The 18,323-nt window shown below is 73.7% G+C and carries 12 protein-coding genes; 7 read left to right on the top strand and 5 right to left on the bottom strand.

The genetic code is table 11. The features are described from left to right. Positions 1–69: 69 nt before the first annotated feature. A complete protein-coding gene (locus ACFY6S_RS14785; RefSeq protein WP_388816002.1) occupies positions 70–1,836 on the bottom strand; it encodes a peptidoglycan DD-metalloendopeptidase family protein in 1,767 nt (588 codons plus the stop codon). Between the two features lie 256 nt (positions 1,837–2,092). Next, positions 2,093–3,046 carry an esterase/lipase family protein gene (locus ACFY6S_RS14780; protein WP_388815999.1) on the bottom strand — a complete coding sequence of 318 codons (954 nt, stop codon included), beginning with the start codon at positions 3,044–3,046 and terminating at the stop codon, positions 2,093–2,095. Positions 3,047–3,460: 414 nt separating this feature from the next. On the opposite strand from ACFY6S_RS14780, the gene ACFY6S_RS14775 reads away from it, so the two are divergent. Then, positions 3,461–3,874 (top strand): cobalamin B12-binding domain-containing protein, encoded by a 414-nt coding sequence (locus ACFY6S_RS14775; RefSeq protein ID WP_388815996.1) that lies wholly within the window; start codon positions 3,461–3,463, stop codon positions 3,872–3,874. A gap of 56 nt (positions 3,875–3,930) precedes the next feature. On the opposite strand, the gene ACFY6S_RS14770 is transcribed toward ACFY6S_RS14775, so the two are convergent. Both ACFY6S_RS14770 and ACFY6S_RS14765 read right to left on the bottom strand, forming a co-directional pair. Continuing rightward, entirely contained in the window at positions 3,931–5,661 is a 1,731-nt protein-coding gene (locus ACFY6S_RS14770) for a DUF5691 domain-containing protein (RefSeq protein WP_388815993.1), read from the bottom strand. A 55-nt stretch (positions 5,662–5,716) separates the two neighbouring features. Further along, positions 5,717–7,078, bottom strand: coding sequence for an SWIM zinc finger family protein (locus tag ACFY6S_RS14765; protein ID WP_388815989.1), 1,362 nt, complete (start codon positions 7,076–7,078; stop codon positions 5,717–5,719). A gap of 263 nt (positions 7,079–7,341) precedes the next feature. On the opposite strand from ACFY6S_RS14765, the gene ACFY6S_RS14760 reads away from it, so the two are divergent. From ACFY6S_RS14760 to sucD, 5 genes are all read left to right on the top strand, one after another. Continuing rightward, positions 7,342–8,469: an AAA family ATPase gene (locus ACFY6S_RS14760; protein ID WP_388815986.1), complete on the top strand. Its 1,128-nt coding sequence runs from the start codon at positions 7,342–7,344 to the stop codon at positions 8,467–8,469. Then, positions 8,466–10,955, top strand: coding sequence for a DUF5682 family protein (locus ACFY6S_RS14755; protein ID WP_388815983.1), 2,490 nt, complete (start codon positions 8,466–8,468; stop codon positions 10,953–10,955). Before ACFY6S_RS14760 ends, ACFY6S_RS14755 begins: the two co-directional genes overlap by 4 nt. 119 nt (positions 10,956–11,074) lie before the next feature. Continuing rightward, the gene (locus ACFY6S_RS14750) at positions 11,075–12,211 is read left to right on the top strand and encodes a VWA domain-containing protein (RefSeq protein WP_388817951.1); all 1,137 of its coding nucleotides are present in this window, start codon (positions 11,075–11,077) and stop codon (positions 12,209–12,211) included. Positions 12,212–12,573: 362 nt separating this feature from the next. Further along, positions 12,574–13,749 carry an ADP-forming succinate--CoA ligase subunit beta gene (gene sucC, locus ACFY6S_RS14745; protein WP_388815980.1) on the top strand — a complete coding sequence of 392 codons (1,176 nt, stop codon included), beginning with the start codon at positions 12,574–12,576 and terminating at the stop codon, positions 13,747–13,749. A 21-nt stretch (positions 13,750–13,770) separates the two neighbouring features. Next, the gene (gene sucD, locus ACFY6S_RS14740; RefSeq protein WP_388815978.1) at positions 13,771–14,655 is read left to right on the top strand and encodes a succinate--CoA ligase subunit alpha; all 885 of its coding nucleotides are present in this window, start codon (positions 13,771–13,773) and stop codon (positions 14,653–14,655) included. Positions 14,656–14,873: 218 nt separating this feature from the next. Here the strand turns inward: sucD and ACFY6S_RS14735 are convergent, their stop codons facing one another. After that, positions 14,874–16,271: a helix-turn-helix domain-containing protein gene (locus ACFY6S_RS14735; RefSeq protein ID WP_388815976.1), complete on the bottom strand. Its 1,398-nt coding sequence runs from the start codon at positions 16,269–16,271 to the stop codon at positions 14,874–14,876. A gap of 116 nt (positions 16,272–16,387) precedes the next feature. Here ACFY6S_RS14735 and ACFY6S_RS14730 point away from each other — a divergent pair, with 116 nt between their 5' ends. Next, the gene (locus ACFY6S_RS14730; protein WP_388815974.1) at positions 16,388–18,310 is read left to right on the top strand and encodes a DUF6350 family protein; all 1,923 of its coding nucleotides are present in this window, start codon (positions 16,388–16,390) and stop codon (positions 18,308–18,310) included. Positions 18,311–18,323 lie beyond the last annotated feature (13 nt).

The following is an 18,323-nucleotide window of genomic DNA, read 5'->3' as shown; positions in this document are numbered from 1 at the left end:
GAGGGCACCGGCACGATCGTAGGCAGGTGGATGTCCGGCGGTACGGCGGCGGTCGCCGTACCCGGTCGGTCAGGTCGGGTCGACGCCGTGGCTGCGCAGCCACGGCAGCGGGTCGATCGCGGCGCCGGCGCCGGGCCGTACCTCGAAGTGCAGGTGCGGGCCTGTGGAGTTGCCGGAGCTTCCCGAGTAGGCGATCACGTCACCGGCTTTGACCGAACCGGACCGGATCTTGGTGCTGCTGAGGTGGCAGTACCAGGTCTCGGTGCCGTCGGGGGAGGTCACGATGGCCATGTTGCCGTAGGCGCTGTTGTACTGCGTCCGTACGGTGCCGTCCGTCGCGGCCATCACCGGCGTCCCGTACGAGACCGGGAAGTCGATTCCGGTGTGCACCGACATCCAGTTGACGCCGGCCTGGCCGTAGTAGGCGCTGAGTCCGTGCTGCGAGACGGGAAGCACGAACTTGGGGCGTTCCGCTTCCTTGCGGGCCGCCTCCTCCGCGCGCTTCTTGCGGTCCGCTTCCTTGCGGGCCTGGAGGTCGATGCGCTCCTGCGTACGGCTGGCGCGGTCGCCGAAGTCGCGGGCGCCCGCGCTGAGCGTGGCGAGCTGGGTGTCCAGCTTCTTGTTGGCGGCGGCCGCCGCCGCGGGCTTCTCGGGGGTGGTGTCGGCCGCGGCGGCCGTGGTCGCCTTGTCCTCCTCGCCGCCGCCGAGGCCACCGACCGAGGCGGCCGCGACACCGGCGACGCCCATCACACAGGCGGAGGGGACGGCGATCGTGAGGAGTGCGGAGCGCTTGGCGGGGGGACGGCGGCGGCCTCGGCCACCGCTTCCACTGCCGCCTGCCCGGCCCGTCGGGCGGGGGGTGACGCTCACGGCGGGGACCGTCATGGTGGCCGCCATGTGCACTGCTTCGGCTTCGTGCGTGTCCTCGGCTGGGGAGCCGGGGCCGGGGGCGGAATCGGTCACGGACGCCGGTTCGGCGTCGGCCTCCGTGTCGTACGCCCGTTCAGGTTCGGGGCCCGGCGCGCTGAAGTCGGCGCCTGAGCCGTACGGCGAGGCGGGGTCCGTCTCGTACGGGGAGTCCGCGCCGTACTGCTCCGGTACGACCGCCTCCACGAGGACCGTGTCCTGGTGGGACTCGGAGGTCGTGCCGGGCGCGTTCCAGGCGGCTTCGTACGCGTCGGCCCCGAACGCGGGAGCCGCCCACTGGGCGGTCGCCTCGTACGCGAAGGGGGCGGTCCTGAACTGCTCGGATTCGAACGGGGCGGTCCCGAAGGACGCCGAGGTGCCGAGATCCTGGCCCTGGCCCTGGGGCTGCCCTTGGTCCGTGGTGTCGTAGCCGAACGAGGGGTTCTGGAGTTCCCTGCTGTCGAATTGACCGGTCTCGTACGGGGTGTTCTCGAACTGTCCGTTCTCGAACTGTCCGCCGTCGAACTGAGCGTTCTCGAACTGACCTGTCGTGCCCGACCCGTTCGGCTGACTCGCCTCGGGCGCCGGGTTCCAGGGAGCGTCCCACTGGTCCGGGGATTCGGCGGGGACGGTGACCCACTGGCCGCTGGTGTCGTACTGCGGCGTGCCGTACGCGTCGTACCCGACCGTCGCGTGGGCGCCGGTGTTCCACTGCGTGGAGTCGTACTGGCCGGTTTCGTACGGCGAGGAGAGGGCAGCAGGGTCTTCGTAGCCGGACGTGTCGTAACCGGAGTGGCCCGGGTGGCCGGTGTGGGCCGCCGAACCGGTCGATCCGTCCGGAAGGTTACCGAAAAGCGGATCCGTCGCGAAGCTGCCGTTCTGGTAACCGTCGTGTGCGGCGTACCCGGCGTGGGCGTGCTGGTCGTTCACCAACTTCTCTCTCGCCTCGGCAGCAGAACCAGGGTGTCCGGGGCTCGTCGTGATCGCATCGATCGATCGGCAGGGCCCCGGAGGGAAAGCAGTGGCCGCGACTGTACCCGGCGGTATGCGACGGCGACAATCTTCCGTGGGTTTCGCGGTTCACGGAAACGGTCATTCGGCCGTGTTTCGGGGAACTGCGGGCGCAGCTTTGGCCTTACGTTCGATAAGCGTTCGAGTAACTGCCTTCGAGGCCGCGGCTGTCGGGTCAGGCGACCGATATGGATCCGCCGTCGGAAGCGGGGTGCGCCTCGGGCGTGGGCTCCGTCTCCAGGGCGTGCCGGACGCCGGCGGCGACCGCCGGGTGGACGAGCAGGCCGAGATGGCCGACCCCGCTGACCCGCACGTTTTCGACGGACAGATCGGGATGTTCGATGCGTGCCGTCCCGACGGGGACCATCAGTTGGTCGAGATCGCTCCAGAAACACACGAATCGCGTGCGGCAGCCGGGCGCGGGCCGGCGCAACTCCTCGATCACCGCCGATCCGGGCCGCATCTGCCGGACGACGGGGTGGGCGTTCGCGAGCGGGACGACGGTCGTGCCCGCGTGGGGCGTGCCGAGAGTGACGAGGGTCCGCACCCGGACATCACCGCCCAGGCGCTGTACGTAATAGCGGGCGATGAGGCCGCCGAGGCTGTGCCCGACGATGTCGACCCGCTGGTGTCCCGTACGCGTGCTGACCTCCTCGATGTGCCGGCCGAGCAGTTCGGCGGCCGCCCGGATGTCACAGGTCAGCGGCGAGTGGTTGAGGGATACCAGGTGGCGTCGGCCGTGCCGGGCGAGGGAGCGGCGCAACAGGACGAAGGCCGAGCGGTTGTCGGCGAAGCCGTGGAGCAGCACGACGGGAGGGAGGGCGCGGCCCTCGGTGGGCAGCGGGGAGGTCTCCGGCGGCAGTGGGGCGGCCCGGCGCTCCTGGGTGATCCCGGCCGGATAGAGCAGGGCATGGCCGGTGAGGATCGCCAGGTCGAGCGCGGTGGCGCGGAGAAGGGCCACAGGGAGCCGGGCGTGTCGGACACTGCCCAAGTGCGGGAGGGCGCGGTCCAGGTACGGGAGGGCGCGGCCCAGATACGGGAGGGCGCGGCCCAGGTACGGGAGGGAGAGGGGAACGGAGCACAGGGAGGGCAGGGATGGAAGCGAGGGATGGAACGGCAAGACCTTCATGGCCGACCTCCGGCACGGCGCCCGGGTGACGGCTCTGTCCCCCGCGCGCCCTCATGGGGCGCCGCGCTCCGGCGGGCGTCGGACCGCTGCCGCTGTCCGACCCGCCGGGAGGCCGCCGCAGGAGCCGGTCCACCGTGCCGCGCGGCTGGCGGCACGGTGGACCGGCCGCCCGTGTGGCGACTTCCGCTGCGGCTCCCCTTGCGGCCCTCCCGCCCGGCCGGGTGTGCCGAGTGTGACGGAACGCCGCAAAGCGAACATGTCCCACGTGTGATTTCCCCCTCGCGGACCTTTGCGAAACGACGAGTTGCGGGATGCTGTGGATAACGTTCGTTCACTACTTCGTGCCCGGTACCCGACCGGTGCCGGGCGTGAAGGCACATGCCGTAGACGGCATCGTCGTATGTGGAGGCAGTGATGGGTGTGGCTGGTCCGATTCGTGTGGTGGTGGCCAAGCCGGGGCTCGACGGCCACGATCGAGGGGCGAAGGTGATCGCGCGGGCGCTGCGCGACGCCGGTATGGAGGTCATCTACACGGGTCTGCACCAGACTCCGGAACAGATCGTGGACACGGCGATCCAGGAGGACGCCGACGCGATCGGCCTGTCCATCCTCTCGGGCGCCCACAACACGCTCTTCGCCAAGGTGATCGAGCTGCTGAAGGAGCGTGACGCGCAGGACATCAAGGTCTTCGGCGGCGGCATCATCCCCGACGACGACATCGGTCCGCTGAAGGAGCTGGGGGTCGCGGAGATCTTCACGCCGGGCGCCACGACCACGGCCATCGTCGACTGGGTCAACGCGCATGTCCGTCAGCCGGCCGGTGCCTAACGCGCGGCCCACCCCGGCCCCGGCAGCTCGCCCGTCAACTCGGCCGGCGGCTCCGCTCACGGCTCCCGCACGGCTCGCCCCGGGGCCTCCTCGGGGCCGGCCAGCTCCGCCAGCATGGAGGAGCGCAGCCGCAGCGTGGACACCAGGCGCCGGAACGCCTCCGACCAGTACCCGCCCGCGCCGGGCGACGCGTCCTCCGGCTCGTCGGGGGTGGCCGTGAGGAGTTCCAGCCGGGGCGCTTCCGCCGGGTCGAGGCACCGCTCGGCGAGCCCCATGACCCCGCTGAAGCTCCAGGGATAGCTGCCCGCGTCCCTGGCCGTGTCCAGGGCGTCCACGACCGCGCGGCCCACCGGTTCGGCCCAGGGCACCGCGCAGACGCCGAGCAGCTGGAACGCCTCCGACAGGCCGTGCGCGGAGATGAACGAGGCGGTCCACGCCGCCCGTTCGCCGGCGGGCAGCACGGCGAGGAGCTGGGCCCGCTCGGCCAGCGACGAGGTGCCGGTGCCGCCGGTCGGGGCGACCGAGGGCGGGCCGAGCAGCGCGGCGGACCAGCGCGCGTCCCGCTGCCTGACGGCCGCCCGGCACCACGCGGCGTGCAGATCGTCCGCCCACTCGTCCAGGACGGGCAGCGCGACGATCTCCTCGGGTGTCCGGCCCCCGAGCCTGTCCGGCCAGGTGCCCAGCGGCGCCGCCTCCACCAACTGGCCCAGCCACCAGGAACGTTCGCCACGGCCGGTGGGCGGGGTCGGGAGGACGCCGTCACGCTGCATGTCCGTATCGCATTCGTGCGGTGCCTCGACCACGACGACCTGCCCGCCCCCGGTCCGGTCCATGCTCACGCAGGTCGCCGCGCGGGCGGCCATCCGGCGGGCGAACGCGGAGCCGGGCAGCGCCGAGAGCAATTCGGCGGCGGTCGAGCGGACATTGCGGCTGCGGTCCGACAGCGCCTGCTCCAGAAAGGGTTCGTCGGCGGCCGAGAGCCCGGTCCGCAGGGAGTCGAGGAACAGCAGCCGGTCCTCGGCGCGCTCGGTCGGCCAGGTCGTGCCCAGCAGCGCCCGCGCGGCCCCCGCGTCCTCGGCGCGCACGGCGGAGAGCAGCGCGATCCGCTCGGCGAACAGGCCCTCCTCCCAGAGCCGCCGGACGGCCTCGGTGTCCCGTGCCGGGGGCAGCGCCGAATGGCCCGGCGTCCCCCGCAGGGCGAACTTCCACTCGGGGTTGAGCCCGGCGAGCCACAGCCCGCGCGGCCCGGCGAACGTCAGGGCGTGCGGTCGCAGATCGGTGCGGGCGCGGGCGGCGTCCAGCAGCGCGGGCAGGGCGGCGGCGGGCGCGCGATAGCCCTGCGCGTTGGCGGCTGCCAGCCACTGCGGGAGCAGCTCGCCGAGGTCCGGCGCCGCGCCCCGGCGTCCGCCGCCGGAGTGCGCCGACCGGTCGGCGAGCAGGTGGCCGAGCCGTCTCCCGGCCGCTTCCGGCAGGGGCCGCCGGTCGTCGCGGGGCGCGACCTCGGGCGGTCGCGCGGCGCTCGGGGGCATCAGGCCCGCCCTGCGCCGTACGGTGTGGAGCGCGGCGGCGTCCAGCAGCGCCACGGGGGCGTCCTTGCCGCCCGGAAGGCCCGCGGGCGGTGTGCGGCGGTCCGTGCCGAGCAGCGCCGAGACGACGAGCTTCTCCCAGAGCGTGGTGGCGGTCTCCGTGGCGTCGGCGGTGGTGGTGCCGGACGCGGTGGACGTACCTGTGTCCGTGCTTGTCGTCGTGGTGGTGGTGCCGGTCGTGGTGGTCGTGGGGCTGGTCATCGGGTCCTCCGTGCGGGGTCGGGCCCTCCGAAGGGGCGCGGTCGAAGAGGCATGGTCAGGGAGTGAGCGGGACCGTCCCCGCCACGTCCTTCGCCCAGGCGGCCAGCGGCTGGAAGCCGCGGTGGCCGAACTCGCCGAAGACCGTGACCGGGCCGCCGCCGGACAGCGCGGCCAGCTTCCACAGGCCGGACCGGGACAGGCCGGTGGACACCAGGGGCAGCGCGGACTCGCCGCCCGCGTCGGCCAGTTGCCACCCACCACCGCTTATTCGGACGGGCACGACCTGGCACAGCGTCACCGGTACGGAGTCCAGCCACGGGTCGGCGCCCAGCGCCGCGCCGTACGCCTCGACGGCCGCCGCCGTGGGTCCGCCCGGCGGCGGCTCCTCGATCGGACCCGGCGCGCCGAACTGCCTGCCCCAGTCGGCCCGCAGCTGCCCGGCACCCGGATGCGGCACGATCTCCGCCTCGATCATCAGACCCACCGGCAGCCCCAGCTGCGGAGACCGCCCGCCCGCGCCGAAGGAGAGCACCAGCGCCGAACGCCCCGAGTCCCTTCCGTGGAGCCGGATCCGGCGCGTGACGAGCTTGCCTTCCGAGGAATCGGACTGCGCCAGCACCAGCCAGTGGTCCCGGACCGGTGCGCCCCCGGCGGCCGACGGCAGCCCGACCCGGGTGCGGACCGTGGCCGCCAGGGGCTCCGGCAGCCGGTCGCGCCCCAGCCACGCCGTGCTCAGCAGATGCAGCAGCGCGGACTCCTCCAGCAGCCGCACCGGCCAGCCGGGGCCCGATCCGGGGATGGCCCCCAACTCCCGTGCCCGGGCGGCCAGCCCCGGCGCCTGCGCGTCCACCATCCGGGCCGCCGTCTCCTCCCACAGCCCGTATCCCGACTGCTCCGCCGCCGCCAGCCCGCCGCGCAGCAGGTCCGCCAGCCGCTGCTCCAACTCCGTGGCCCCCGCCGTGATCCGCTCGGCCCGCCGCTCGGACCTGCGCCGGGCGGCCTCCGCGTCGGCCGGCCCGCCCGGCGCGGGCCCGGCCGGGGTCCCCGCGCTCCCCGCGCCCGCCGCGGCACGCTCGCGGCGCTTGGCGAGCCATTCCTCGGCCCAGCCGGGCGCCGACGCCGGCCCGCCGACGGCCTGTTCGTCCGAGGCCAGGAGCAGCAGCAGGCCCAGCGCGTGCTTGCACGGAAACTTCCGGCTCGGGCAACTGCACCTGTACGCGGGCCCCGTGATGTCCACCACGGTCCGGTACGGCTTGCTGCCGCTGCCCGCGCACAGCCCCCACACCGCCCCCTCGGCGCCGCCCGTGTCCGACCACGGCCCCGCCGTACCCAACTTGATCCCCGCCTTGCGCGACGCGGCGTCAGGTGCCAGAGCCAGCACCTGTTCCGCCGTCGGGCGCACCCCCGTGTCATCCATGTCCAAGACGGTAGGACCCGCCACTGACAATCGCCCTGACCTGCGAGGGCCGGGCGGAACGACGACGGCGGCCCTCGCTCCGGCGGTCCGAGGGGACGGGCGAGGGCAGGGCGGCGCGCACGGCCGCGTCACCGCGTGGCCGATCCTGGAGTGACGTCCGCCGCGTCACCGCATCCGGGCCCCGGCCTGCGGAGATGACCGATTGTCAGTGGCGTGGTGCACCGTGGAACCCACATCAGGTCCATCGATCTGGAGGGGGATCCATGACCGTGCCCGAAAACACCACGCCGCAGACCACCGAGGTCACCGCAGAGGCGGTGCTGCGCCCGCACGCCGAGGACGCGTTCGCGGCCGAGCTGACAGCCCTGGCCGCGTCCGACGACCGGCAGCGGCCCGTCGGATGGCGGCTGTCGCCCTGGGCCGTGGCCACCTATCTGCTCGGCGGCACGCTGCCCGACGGGACGGTGATCACACCGAAGTACGTCGGCCCGCGCCGGATCGTGGAGGTCGCGGTCACCACCCTCGCCACCGACCGGGCCCTGCTGCTCCTCGGCGTGCCCGGCACCGCGAAGACCTGGGTCTCCGAACATCTCGCGGCCGCCGTCAGCGGTGACTCCACCCTGCTGGTGCAGGGCACGGCGGGCACACCCGAGGAGGCGATCCGCTACGGATGGAACTACGCGCAGCTCCTCGCCCACGGCCCCAGCCGCGACGCGCTCGTACCCAGCCCGGTGATGCGGGCCATGTCCGACGGCATGACAGCCCGCGTCGAGGAACTCACCCGTATCCCCGCCGATGTGCAGGACTCGCTCATCACGATCCTGTCGGAGAAGACACTGCCGGTGCCCGAGCTGGGACAGGAGGTGCAGGCCGTCCGCGGATTCAATCTGATCGCCACCGCCAACGACCGGGACCGTGGGGTCAACGACCTCTCCAGCGCGCTCCGCCGCCGGTTCAACACCGTCGTCCTGCCGCTGCCCGCGACCCAGGAGGCGGAGGTCGGCATCGTCTCCCGCCGCGTCGACCAGCTGGGCCGCGCACTCGACCTGCCGGGCGGGCCCGAGGGCATCGACGAGATCCGGCGGGTCGTCACCGTCTTCCGCGAGCTGCGCGACGGCGTCACGGCCGACGGCCGTACGAAGCTCAAGTCCCCCTCGGGAACGCTCTCCACCGCCGAGGCGATCTCCGTCGTCACCAACGGCCTCGCCCTCGCCGCCCACTTCGGCGACGGCGTGCTGCGGCCCGGCGACGTCGCGGCGGGCATCCTCGGCGCGGTCGTCCGCGACCCGGCGGCTGACCGGGTGATCTGGCAGGAGTACGTGGAGACCGTCGTGCGGGAGCGCGACGGCTGGAAGGACTTCTATCGCGCCTGCCGCGAGGTGAGCGCATGACCACGGCACGCACCCCGCGGACACCGCACACACCACGCACGCCGGACGCGCGGGACGTGCCCCGCGCCGACGGGCCGCTGCTGCTCGGCATCCGCCACCACGGCCCCGGCTCCGCCCGCGCCGTACGCGAGGCGCTCGACGCGAGCGCGCCGCGGGTCGTGCTCATCGAGGGACCGCCCGAGGGCGACGCGCTGCTGGCCCTCGCCGCCGACGAGGCGATGCGCCCTCCCGTCGCGCTCCTCGCGCACGCCGTGGACGACCCCGGCCGCGCGGCGTTCTGGCCACTGGCCGCGTTCTCCCCGGAGTGGGTCGCGATCCGCTGGGCCCTGGAGCACGGCGTACCGGCGCGGTTCATCGATCTGCCGGCGGCGCACTCGCTGGCCCTCGCTCAGGAGGACGAAGCCCAGGAGCGGGACGAGCAGGGCGTGCCCGGAGCGCCGCACGGCCCCGACAGCACCGCGCTGCGCGTCGATCCGCTCGCCGTCCTCGCCGAAGCCGCCGGATACGACGACCCCGAGCGGTGGTGGGAGGACGTCGTCGAGCACCGGACCCCGGGAGCGGAATCCGACCCCTTCGCGCCGTTCGAGGGCGTCGCCGAGGCCATGGGCGCGCTGCGCGCCGAGTACGGCGACGGCGGACACCGGCGCGATCGGGTCCGCGAAGCCCATATGCGGCTCCAGTTGCGCTCGGCCCGCCGGGAGTTCAAGGAGTACGGCGACGAGTCGATCGCCGTCGTCTGCGGCGCCTGGCACGTGCCCGCGCTGCGCGAGAAGACCGCCGTCGCCGCCGATCGCGCCCTGCTCAAGGGACTGCCCAAGGTCAAGGCCGACCTCACCTGGGTGCCCTGGACCCATCGCCGGCTCGCCCGGCACAGCGGCTACGGCGCGGGCATCGACTCGCCCGGCTGGTACGGACATCTCTTCGACGCGCCCGACCGGCCCGTGGAGCGCTGGCTCACCAAGGTCGCCGGACTGCTCAGGGAGGAGGACCGGCCCGTCTCCTCCGCCCACGTCATCGAAGCGGTACGGCTCGCGCAGACCCTCGCCACCGTGCGCGGCAGACCACTGGCCGGGCTCACCGAGACCATCGACGCCGCCCGAGCCGTCCTGTGCGAGGGCTCGGAGGTACCGCTCGGGCTCATCAGGGACCGGCTCGTCGTCGGTGACGTGCTCGGCGAAGTGCCCGACACGGCCCCCGCCGTGCCGCTGCAGCGCGATCTCACCCGGCTCCAGCGCTCCCTGCGCCTCAAGCCGGGGGCCCTGGAGCGCGAAGTGGACCTCGACCTCCGGAAGGAGACCGACGCGGCGAAGAGCGCGCTGCTGCACCGGCTGCGGCTGCTCGGCATCGACTGGGGCGAGCCCGTCGCCGGCCGGGCGGGCACCGGCACCTTCCGGGAGACCTGGCGGCTGTGCTGGGAGCCCGAACTGTCCGTGCGGGTCGCGGAAGCCGGCGTCTGGGGCACCACCGTGCTCTCCGCCGCCACCGCCAACGCCGAGTCGCGCGCCCGCTCCGCCACCACGCTCGCCGAGGTCACCGAACTCGCCGAGCGCTGCCTTCCGGCCGGTCTCCCGGACGCCCTGCCTGCCGTGCTGGGGGCCCTCGCCGACCGCGCCGCCCTCGACACCGACGTCGGCCGGCTCGCCGAGGCACTGCCCGCGCTGGCCCGCTCCCTGCGCTACGGGGACGTACGGTCCACCGACACCGGCGCCCTCGGGGAGGTGGCGACCGGGCTCGCCGAGCGGATCTGCGTGGGACTGCCGCCCGCCTGCTCCGGACTCGACGCGGACGGAGCCGCCCGGATGCGGCGCCACCTCGACCACGTCCACACCGCCGTCGGCCTGCTGAGCGACGGCCGGGGCGCGGGCCCGGCCGGGCGCTGGGAGACCGTCCTGCGCAAGCTCGCGGAGCGCGACACCGTGCCCGGGCTGATCCGGGGGCGGGCGGCCAGGCTCCTGCTGGACGACGGACGGCTCACACCCGAGCGGGCCGCGCTGCTCATGGGGCTCGCGCTCTCACCCGGCACCCCGCCGCCCGACGCCGCCGCCTGGATCGAGGGCTTCGTGGGCGGCGCGTCCGGGGGAGGCATGCTGCTGGTCCACGACGAACGGCTTCTCGGCCTGATCGACGCCTGGCTGACCGGAGTTGACCCCGGCTCCTTCACCGACGTACTGCCGCTGCTGCGCCGGACGTTCTCCGGATACGAGCCGGGCGTACGCCGCACGCTGGGCGAACTCGTACGGCGCGGGTCCGGCGGCGTCGGTACGGGCGGGGGACCGGCGGGAGCCGAGGCCGGCCTGCCGGGGTTCGGTCCCGGTCTGGACCCGGCCCGCGCCGACGCCGTACTGCCGGTGCTCAGGCTCATCCTGGGCGCGGACGAACACCCCCGGGCATCGAACCCTGGCGCATCGAACCCTGACGCATCGAACCTCGACGCGCGGCACCCCGAGGCCCGGGACCGTCGCGAACTCGCGGAGGCGACGGCATGACCCGAGACAACGGCAGCCACAACGGCACCGGCAGCCACAACGACACGGGCATCCACAACGACACCGGTACCCACGACGACACCGGCATCGACGGCGGCGAGCGGCTGCGCCGCTGGCGGATGGTGCTCGGAGGGGAGAGCGCCGACGGTACGGGACATCCGCTCTCCGGCACGGACGCCGCGATGGACGCCGCGCTCACCGCGCTGTACGGAGCCGACCGAGGAGGCGGCCGGGGCGGCCGGCGGACGGCGGGGCTCGGCGCCTCCGCGCCGTCCGTGGCGCGCTGGCTCGGTGACATCCGTACGTACTTCCCCAGCTCCGTCGTCCAGGTCATGCAGCATGACGCGATCGACCGGCTCGGACTCGCCTCGCTGCTGCTGGAGCCGGAGATGCTGGAGGCGGTGGAGCCCGACGTCCATCTCGTCTCCACCCTGCTCTCGCTCAATAAGGCGATGCCCGAGACGACTAAGGAGACCGCCCGCGCTGTCGTGCGCAAGGTGGTCCAGGAGATCGAGAAGCGCCTCGCCACCCGCACCAGGGCCACCCTCACCGGCGCGCTCGACCGGTCCGCGCGGATCGGCAGACCGCGCCACCGGGACATCGACTGGGACCGCACGATCCGGGCCAACCTCAAGAACTACCTGCCCGAGCAGCGCACCGTCGTCCCCGAGCGGCTGATCGGATACGGCCGGGCCTCCCAGTCCGTGAAGAAGGAAGTCGTCCTCTGCCTCGACCAGTCGGGATCGATGGCCGCGTCGGTCGTCTACGCCTCCGTCTTCGGAGCCGTCCTGGCGTCCATGCGTTCCATCGCGACCCGCCTGGTGGTCTTCGACACGGCCGTGGTCGATCTCACCGACCAGCTGGACGACCCGGTCGACGTGCTGTTCGGCACCCAGCTCGGCGGCGGCACCGACATCAACCGGGCGCTCGCCTACTGCCAGTCCAGGATCACCCGCCCGGCCGACACCGTCGTCGTCCTCATCAGCGACCTCTACGAGGGAGGGATACGTGACGAGATGCTCAAGCGGGTCGCGGCGATGAAGGCGTCCGGCGTGGGGTTCGTCGCGCTGCTCGCGCTGTCGGACGAGGGGGCGCCCGCTTACGACCGTGATCACGCGGCGGCCCTCGCCGCCCTCGGGGCGCCCGCGTTCGCCTGCACGCCGGATCTCTTTCCCGAGGTGATGGCGGCGGCGATGGAGAGGCGCCCGATACCCGTCCCCGACCCGGACCTGCCGGGCCCGGCCCTGGCCCGGTGACCGGCCGGCCCGCGCCCCGTGGCTGCCCCGTCGACCGCCCGTCGACCGCCCGTCGGCCGCCCGTCGACCGCCCGTCGACCGTGCGGCGGGAGGGCGGTCGGGAACGGGCGGTCACGGGGCGCCGGCGCAGGATGTGACAGGTATCACCGCTCTGTGACAGGTATCACCGCTCATCTGTGACATGCGATTTCGGGACCCACGGCCCACGGGGATAACCTGCGAGACGGACATGCCGCGTACCGGACCGCGTGTACGCCTTCCTCAGTGACAGCGCAGTCACGTTGCCCTCCGCGGCACGCCCACGCAGACAACGAACCCGCGATCACCAGGCTGCGGTTTTTAAAGACAAGGGACGGACGCGCGTGGACCTGTTCGAGTATCAGGCGAGGGACCTCTTCGCCAAGCACGGTGTACCGGTGCTGGCCGGTGAAGTCATCGAGACGCCTGAAGCGGCGCGCGAGGTGACGGAGCGTCTCGGCGGCAAGGCCGTCGTCAAGGCGCAGGTCAAGGTCGGTGGCCGTGGCAAGGCCGGTGGCGTGAAGCTGGCCTCCGACGCCGCTGACGCCGTGGAGAAGGCCGGTCAGATTCTGGGCATGGACATCAAGGGCCACACGGTCCACAAGGTGATGCTCGCCCAGACCGCGGACATCGCGGAGGAGTACTACGTCTCCTTCCTGCTGGACCGCACCAACCGCACCTTCCTCGCCATGGCCTCCGTCGAGGGCGGCGTGGAGATCGAGGTCGTCGCGGAGGAGAACCCCGACGCGCTGGCCAAGATCCCGGTGGACGCCTACGAGGGCTGCACCCCCGAGAAGGCCGCCGAGATCGTCGCCGCCGCGAAGTTCCCGGCCGAGATCGCCGACCAGGTCGCCGACGTGCTCCAGAAGCTGTGGACGGTCTTCATCAAGGAGGACGCCCTCCTGGTCGAGGTGAACCCGCTGATCAAGTCCGGCGACGGCAAGATCATCGCGCTCGACGGCAAGGTCTCGCTCGACGAGAACGCCGCGTTCCGGCAGCCCGAGCACGAGGCGCTGGAGGACAAGGCCGCGGCGAACCCGCTGGAGGCCGCCGCCAAGGCCAAGAACCTCAACTACGTCAAGCTCGACGGCGAGGTCGGCATCATCGGCAACGGCGCGGGTCTGGTCATGTCGACCCTCGACGTCGTCGCGTACGCCGGTGAGGCCCACGGCGGCGTGAAGCCCGCCAACTTCCTCGACATCGGTGGCGGCGCCTCGGCCGAGGTCATGGCGAACGGCCTGGAGATCATCCTCGGCGACCCGGACGTCAAGTCCGTCTTCGTCAACGTCTTCGGTGGCATCACCGCGTGCGACGAGGTCGCCAACGGCATCGTCCAGGCGCTCGAACTGCTCAAGACCAAGGGCGAGAACGTCTCGAAGCCGCTGGTCGTGCGTCTTGACGGCAACAACGCGGAGCTGGGTCGCAAGATCCTCTCCGACGCCAACCACCCGCTGGTGCAGCGCGTGGACACCATGGACGGGGCGGCCGACAAGGCCGCCGAGCTGGCCGCGGCCAAGTAAGGGACGAGGGAAACCACAACCATGGCTATTTTCCTGACCAAGGAAAGCAAGGTCATCGTCCAAGGCATGACCGGCGCCACCGGCATGAAGCACACCAAGCTCATGCTCGCCGACGGCACCAACATCGTCGGTGGCGTGAACCCCCGTAAGGCCGGTACGTCCGTCGACTTCGACGGCACCGCCGTACCCGTCTTCGGCTCCGTGGCCGAGGCCATCGAGAAGACGGGCGCCGACGTCTCCGTCGTCTTCGTGCCGCCGGCCTTCGCCAAGGCCGCCGTCGTCGAGGCGATCGACGCCGAGATCGGTCTCGCCGTCGTGATCACCGAGGGCATCGCCGTCCACGACTCCGCCGCCTTCTGGGCGTACGCGGGCGTCAAGGGCAACAAGACCCGCATCATCGGCCCCAACTGTCCCGGGCTCATCACCCCGGGCCAGTCCAACGCCGGCATCATTCCGGGCGACATCACCAAGCCCGGCCGCATCGGTCTCGTGTCCAAGTCCGGCACGCTGACCTACCAGATGATGTACGAGCTGCGCGACATCGGCTTCTCGTCCGCCGTCGGCATCGGTGGCGACCCGGTCATCGGTACGACGCACATCGACGCCCTCGCCGCGTTCGAGGCCGACCCCGAGACCGACCTCATCGTGATGATCGGCGAGATCGGCGGCGACGCCGAGGAGCGCGCGGCCGACTTCATCGCGAAGAACGTCACCAAGCCGGTCGTCGGCTACGTCGCGGGCTTCACCGCGCCCGAGGGCAAGACCATGGGCCACGCCGGCGCCATCGTCTCCGGCTCCTCCGGCACGGCCCAGGCGAAGAAGGAGGCCCTGGAGGCCGCCGGTGTGAAGGTCGGCAAGACGCCGACCGAGACGGCCGGGCTCGCCCGCGCCATCCTCGCCGGCTGAGCCCTGGGCTCTCGGCACCACGCGCGTGGGCCCGCACCCCGACCGGGGTGCGGGCCCACGCGCGTACGCGGCTCCGGCTCCGTACTGCCGCCGCCCCGCCGCCCCGCCGCCCCGCCGCCCCCGGCGGGTGACGCGCTCGCGGACGGCCGTGCGTGCGCCGGGACGGCCGTCCCCGGAACGACCGTGCGTGCTCGGGACGGCCGTGCCCCACCGTCTCCTCAGACCGGTCGCGGCAGGAGACGGTACGGGCCGTTCATCGGTGCGGCGCGCAGCCGGTCGCGCAGCTTCAGGTCCTGCGCGCTCAGCCGCTGCGGACCCGCGGCGACCGGCACCCCGCCGACCGGCTCGGCCGGGGCGAGCCGGGGTTCGTAATGGGTCGGGGCGGTGGCCAGCGTGAAGGAGGTGGCCCCGAGGATCAGCGCCGTGAAGGCGATGGCGGCCCGCGTCCAGAGCCGGATCCGCCGCTCGCTGCGCGACCGTACGGTGAGGGGCGGGGCGAGTTTCGGCGGCGTCACCGTGCGGGCGAGCGCGTCGAGGCGCTCGTGCAGCACAGCGGGATCGGCCAGCTCGGGCAGCCGCGCGGCGACCGCGTCGCGGGCGTGCGTCAGCCGGTTGACGGTGGCCGGGGTGCTCGCCTCGGTCTCGGCCGCGGTCTCCGGCAGATTCAGCCCCAGCCCGTCGTAGAGCAGCAGCGTGCGCCGGTACGAGGGCGGCAGGGCCAGCAGCGCCTCGTGCAGCGCCTTCGCGCCGGGCCCCTGACGCTCGCCCGGCCCGGCCCGGTCGGGGCGACGATGCGCGCGCCGCATCTTGTGCCAGGGCGACATGGCGTACTCGTACGCCGCGACCCGCACCCACCCCGCCGGGTCCCGGTCGACGGCGACCTCCGGCCAGCGCTGCCAGGCCAGATGGAACGCCTGCTCGACGGACTCCTTGGACAGCGCGCGCCGCCCGGTGAGCAGGAACGCCTGGCGGGCGAGGGAGGGCGCGGAGTGGGTGTACAGCGCGTCGAACGCCTGGTCGGGCGTGTCCGGTACGGGTACGGGGGCGGCCGTGACGTCGGTACCGGGCCCTTCCTCGGCCGCGCTCGCGCAGTCCGCCTCACGGTCGGCGCCCGCCACCGCCACCGCCTCAGCTTCGGTCGCGGTCTCCGTCCCCGTGGCGGGGCGGGCCGTGGCCGGGACCGGTGCCGGTGCCGGGGACCGCTCCTTCGCCTCCGGACAGACGGCTCCCGCACCCGTACCGTCCGGCGCCGGGTCATCGGGCCGGGAGCCGTGTGTGCTGTGCAGGCGCGCCGCCGAGCGTGCCTGGGCCGCCTTCACCACCTCCCGTTCGGCCCGCCGCGCCTGCGCCGCCTTCTCCCGGAGCTCCCTCTCGATCCCGGCGAGCAGCTTGGCGTACGTCTCCCCCTTGCGCCCTCGGGGAGCCGTACGGCCGGTCTCCCAGGACCGGATCGTCGACCGGGTGACACCCACCGCCGTCGCGACCTGCTTCTCGGTCAGCGACTTCGCCTCGCGCAGTCTGCGGCGCTCCGTGGGGGAGGGCAGGGAGGCGTCGGGAGTGCCGGGGATGGCGGTGGCGGCCGGCTCGGCGGCGCTCCGCGTGGTGTTCTGCGTCATGTGGGACTCCCCGCAGCCCTGTCCTTGGCATAAAAGCACATAAACGTATATTGAGCGACACGGCGAGTATTCGCCTGTTACGCGGATAAGGCGCGTGTCGTGGGCAGCATGGCGACGTGACCCAATTGACCGATCGCGGCACGCCGTTGTCCTCGGCCTCGGCCGTGGAGCGTGGCCGGGCCGCCGCGCTGACCACCTCTTTTCTCCGTGGAGCCCTCGCCGCCGGCGTCGGGCTCGGCGCACTCGCCGTGCTCGTGATGGCGATGTGGATCATCTCGCCGTACCCCGACAGCGGAGCGGGCCCCGGACTGCGGGTGGCCGCCGGGCTGTGGCTGCTGGCGCACGGAGTCGAACTGGTGCGCCCCGACACGCTCTCCGGCGCCCCCGCGCCGCTCGGTGTCGTGCCGCTGCTGCTCACGGCCCTGCCGGTCTGGCTGGTGTACCGGGCGGCGAGGGACACGCTCGAACCCGACGAGGGGCGCCCGCAGCTCACCGCGATCGGCGCGGTCTGCACGGTGTCCGGCGGATATCTGCTGGTCGGCGGGGCGGTTGTGCTCTGGGCGGCGGACGGGCCGCTCATCGCGCCCCCGGCGCGCGCCGCCCTCGCGCTGCCGCTGCTGACCCTGCTGTCCGCGACGGCCGGGGCCTGGCGCGCGGGCGGTGGCCGGGCGCGCGGTCCACTGCCGCTGTGGCTGCCGGGGGGTGTGCGGGCGGTGCTGGTCCGTACGGTGTGGGCGCCCGAGACGCGTCGCAGGACCGCCGCTGGGGTGCGGGCCGGGGCCGCGGCCGTTCTGCTGCTGCTGGGCGGCGGCGCGCTGCTGGTCGGGGCCTCCCTGTGCTGGCACACCGACCCGGCCCACGCGTCGTTCACCCGGCTCGCCGGGGACTGGTCGGGGCGGTTCGCGCTGTTGCTGCTGGGGCTGGCCCTGGTGCCGAACGCGGCGGTCTGGGGCGCGGCCTACGGCCTGGGACCCGGCTTCGCGCTCGGTACGGCCGCGACCGCCACCCCTCTCGGAGTCGTCGGCAACCCCGCGCTCCCGTCCTTCCCGCTTCTCGCGGCGGTGCCGAGCGGCACCGGGACCGCGCTGAACTGGGCGGCGGGCGCGGTGCCGGTCGCCGCCGGGCTGACGGTGGCCTGGTTCACCGTCCGTGCCGCGGCGCCGCCGTTCTCCGTACGGGAGGAGGCGTGGGGGGCGCGGGCCACCGCGTCGGCCGCGGCCCTCGCGGCTGTGGTCTGCGCCGTTCTGACGGCGATTCTGGCGGCGATGTCGGGGGGCCCGCTCGGGACCGCGGATCTGGCGGCCTTCGGCCCGGTGTGGTGGCGGACGGGCGCCGCCGCCCTGGTGTGGACGGCGACCCTAGGGGTGCCGACGGCGCTGCTGCTGCGGGCCTGGCGGCTCCGGGAGCGGCGGGCGGGCCGCTTCCGCGCGGCTGAGCGGGAGGATCCGGAGACCATCGGCCGAGCCGCCGACGCCGGGGGGTCAGGGACGGCCGGGGCCGCCGAGGACGGTTCCGCGGGCGGGCGGGGCCGACGGTGGGCGCCCTGGCGGCGGCGCACAGGCGCAGGCGTAGGCGCACGGGCACGCGCACGCGCACGCGCACGCGCCGAAGCCGTATCGGGTGCCGGTGCCGGTGCCGGCTCGGGTGGGGGCGCCGGTGTCGCCGTAAGCGGTGCGGTTGCCGGTAGCGGTACCGGTGCGACGGGTGGCGTCGGGGTCCTGGACGGTCCGGGCGACGAGCCGTACGAGTTCCTGCCGGCCGACGCCTGGCACGAGCGCGGGGCCCGGGAGGCGCGCTGGGCCTCGTTCAAGGAGGCGTCGGGCGGTCTGATGGCCGACTTCCCCGCGGCAACCCCCGCCACCTCGGCCACCACCTCGGCCACCACCCCGGCCGTGATCCCGGCCGGGACTCCGGCTTCGGGCCCGGCCCCGCGGGCGGAACCGCCGCAATCGCCCTCCGGCGACGACGGCGATTTCGGCGGGAGCGGGCGAGCGGACGGCGGTGAGGGCGGGCGAGCGGGCGGCGGTGACGGCGGCTGACCGGCGGCGCTGA

The organism is Streptomyces sp. NPDC012835 (genome assembly GCF_042900885.1).
GTDB lineage: Bacteria > Actinomycetota > Actinomycetes > Streptomycetales > Streptomycetaceae > Streptomyces.
This window is presented reverse-complemented; position numbering and strand designations above follow the sequence as displayed.

Bases quoted from the DNA above. Each gene is read 5' to 3' on its own strand.
- ACFY6S_RS14750 (WP_388817951.1), top strand. From the start codon at position 11,075: ATGGTGCTCGGAGGGGAGAGCGCCGACGGTACGGGACATCCGCTCTCC.
- ACFY6S_RS14735 (WP_388815976.1), bottom strand. From the start codon at position 16,271: ATGACGCAGAACACCACGCGGAGCGCCGCCGAGCCGGCCGCCACCGCC.
- ACFY6S_RS14775 (WP_388815996.1), top strand. From the start codon at position 3,461: ATGGGTGTGGCTGGTCCGATTCGTGTGGTGGTGGCCAAGCCGGGGCTC.
- ACFY6S_RS14755 (WP_388815983.1), top strand. From the start codon at position 8,466: ATGACCACGGCACGCACCCCGCGGACACCGCACACACCACGCACGCCG.
- ACFY6S_RS14780 (WP_388815999.1), bottom strand. From the start codon at position 3,046: ATGAAGGTCTTGCCGTTCCATCCCTCGCTTCCATCCCTGCCCTCCCTG.
- ACFY6S_RS14770 (WP_388815993.1), bottom strand. From the start codon at position 5,661: ATGACCAGCCCCACGACCACCACGACCGGCACCACCACCACGACGACA.
- ACFY6S_RS14760 (WP_388815986.1), top strand. From the start codon at position 7,342: ATGACCGTGCCCGAAAACACCACGCCGCAGACCACCGAGGTCACCGCA.
- sucD (WP_388815978.1), top strand. From the start codon at position 13,771: ATGGCTATTTTCCTGACCAAGGAAAGCAAGGTCATCGTCCAAGGCATG.
- ACFY6S_RS14765 (WP_388815989.1), bottom strand. From the start codon at position 7,078: ATGGATGACACGGGGGTGCGCCCGACGGCGGAACAGGTGCTGGCTCTG.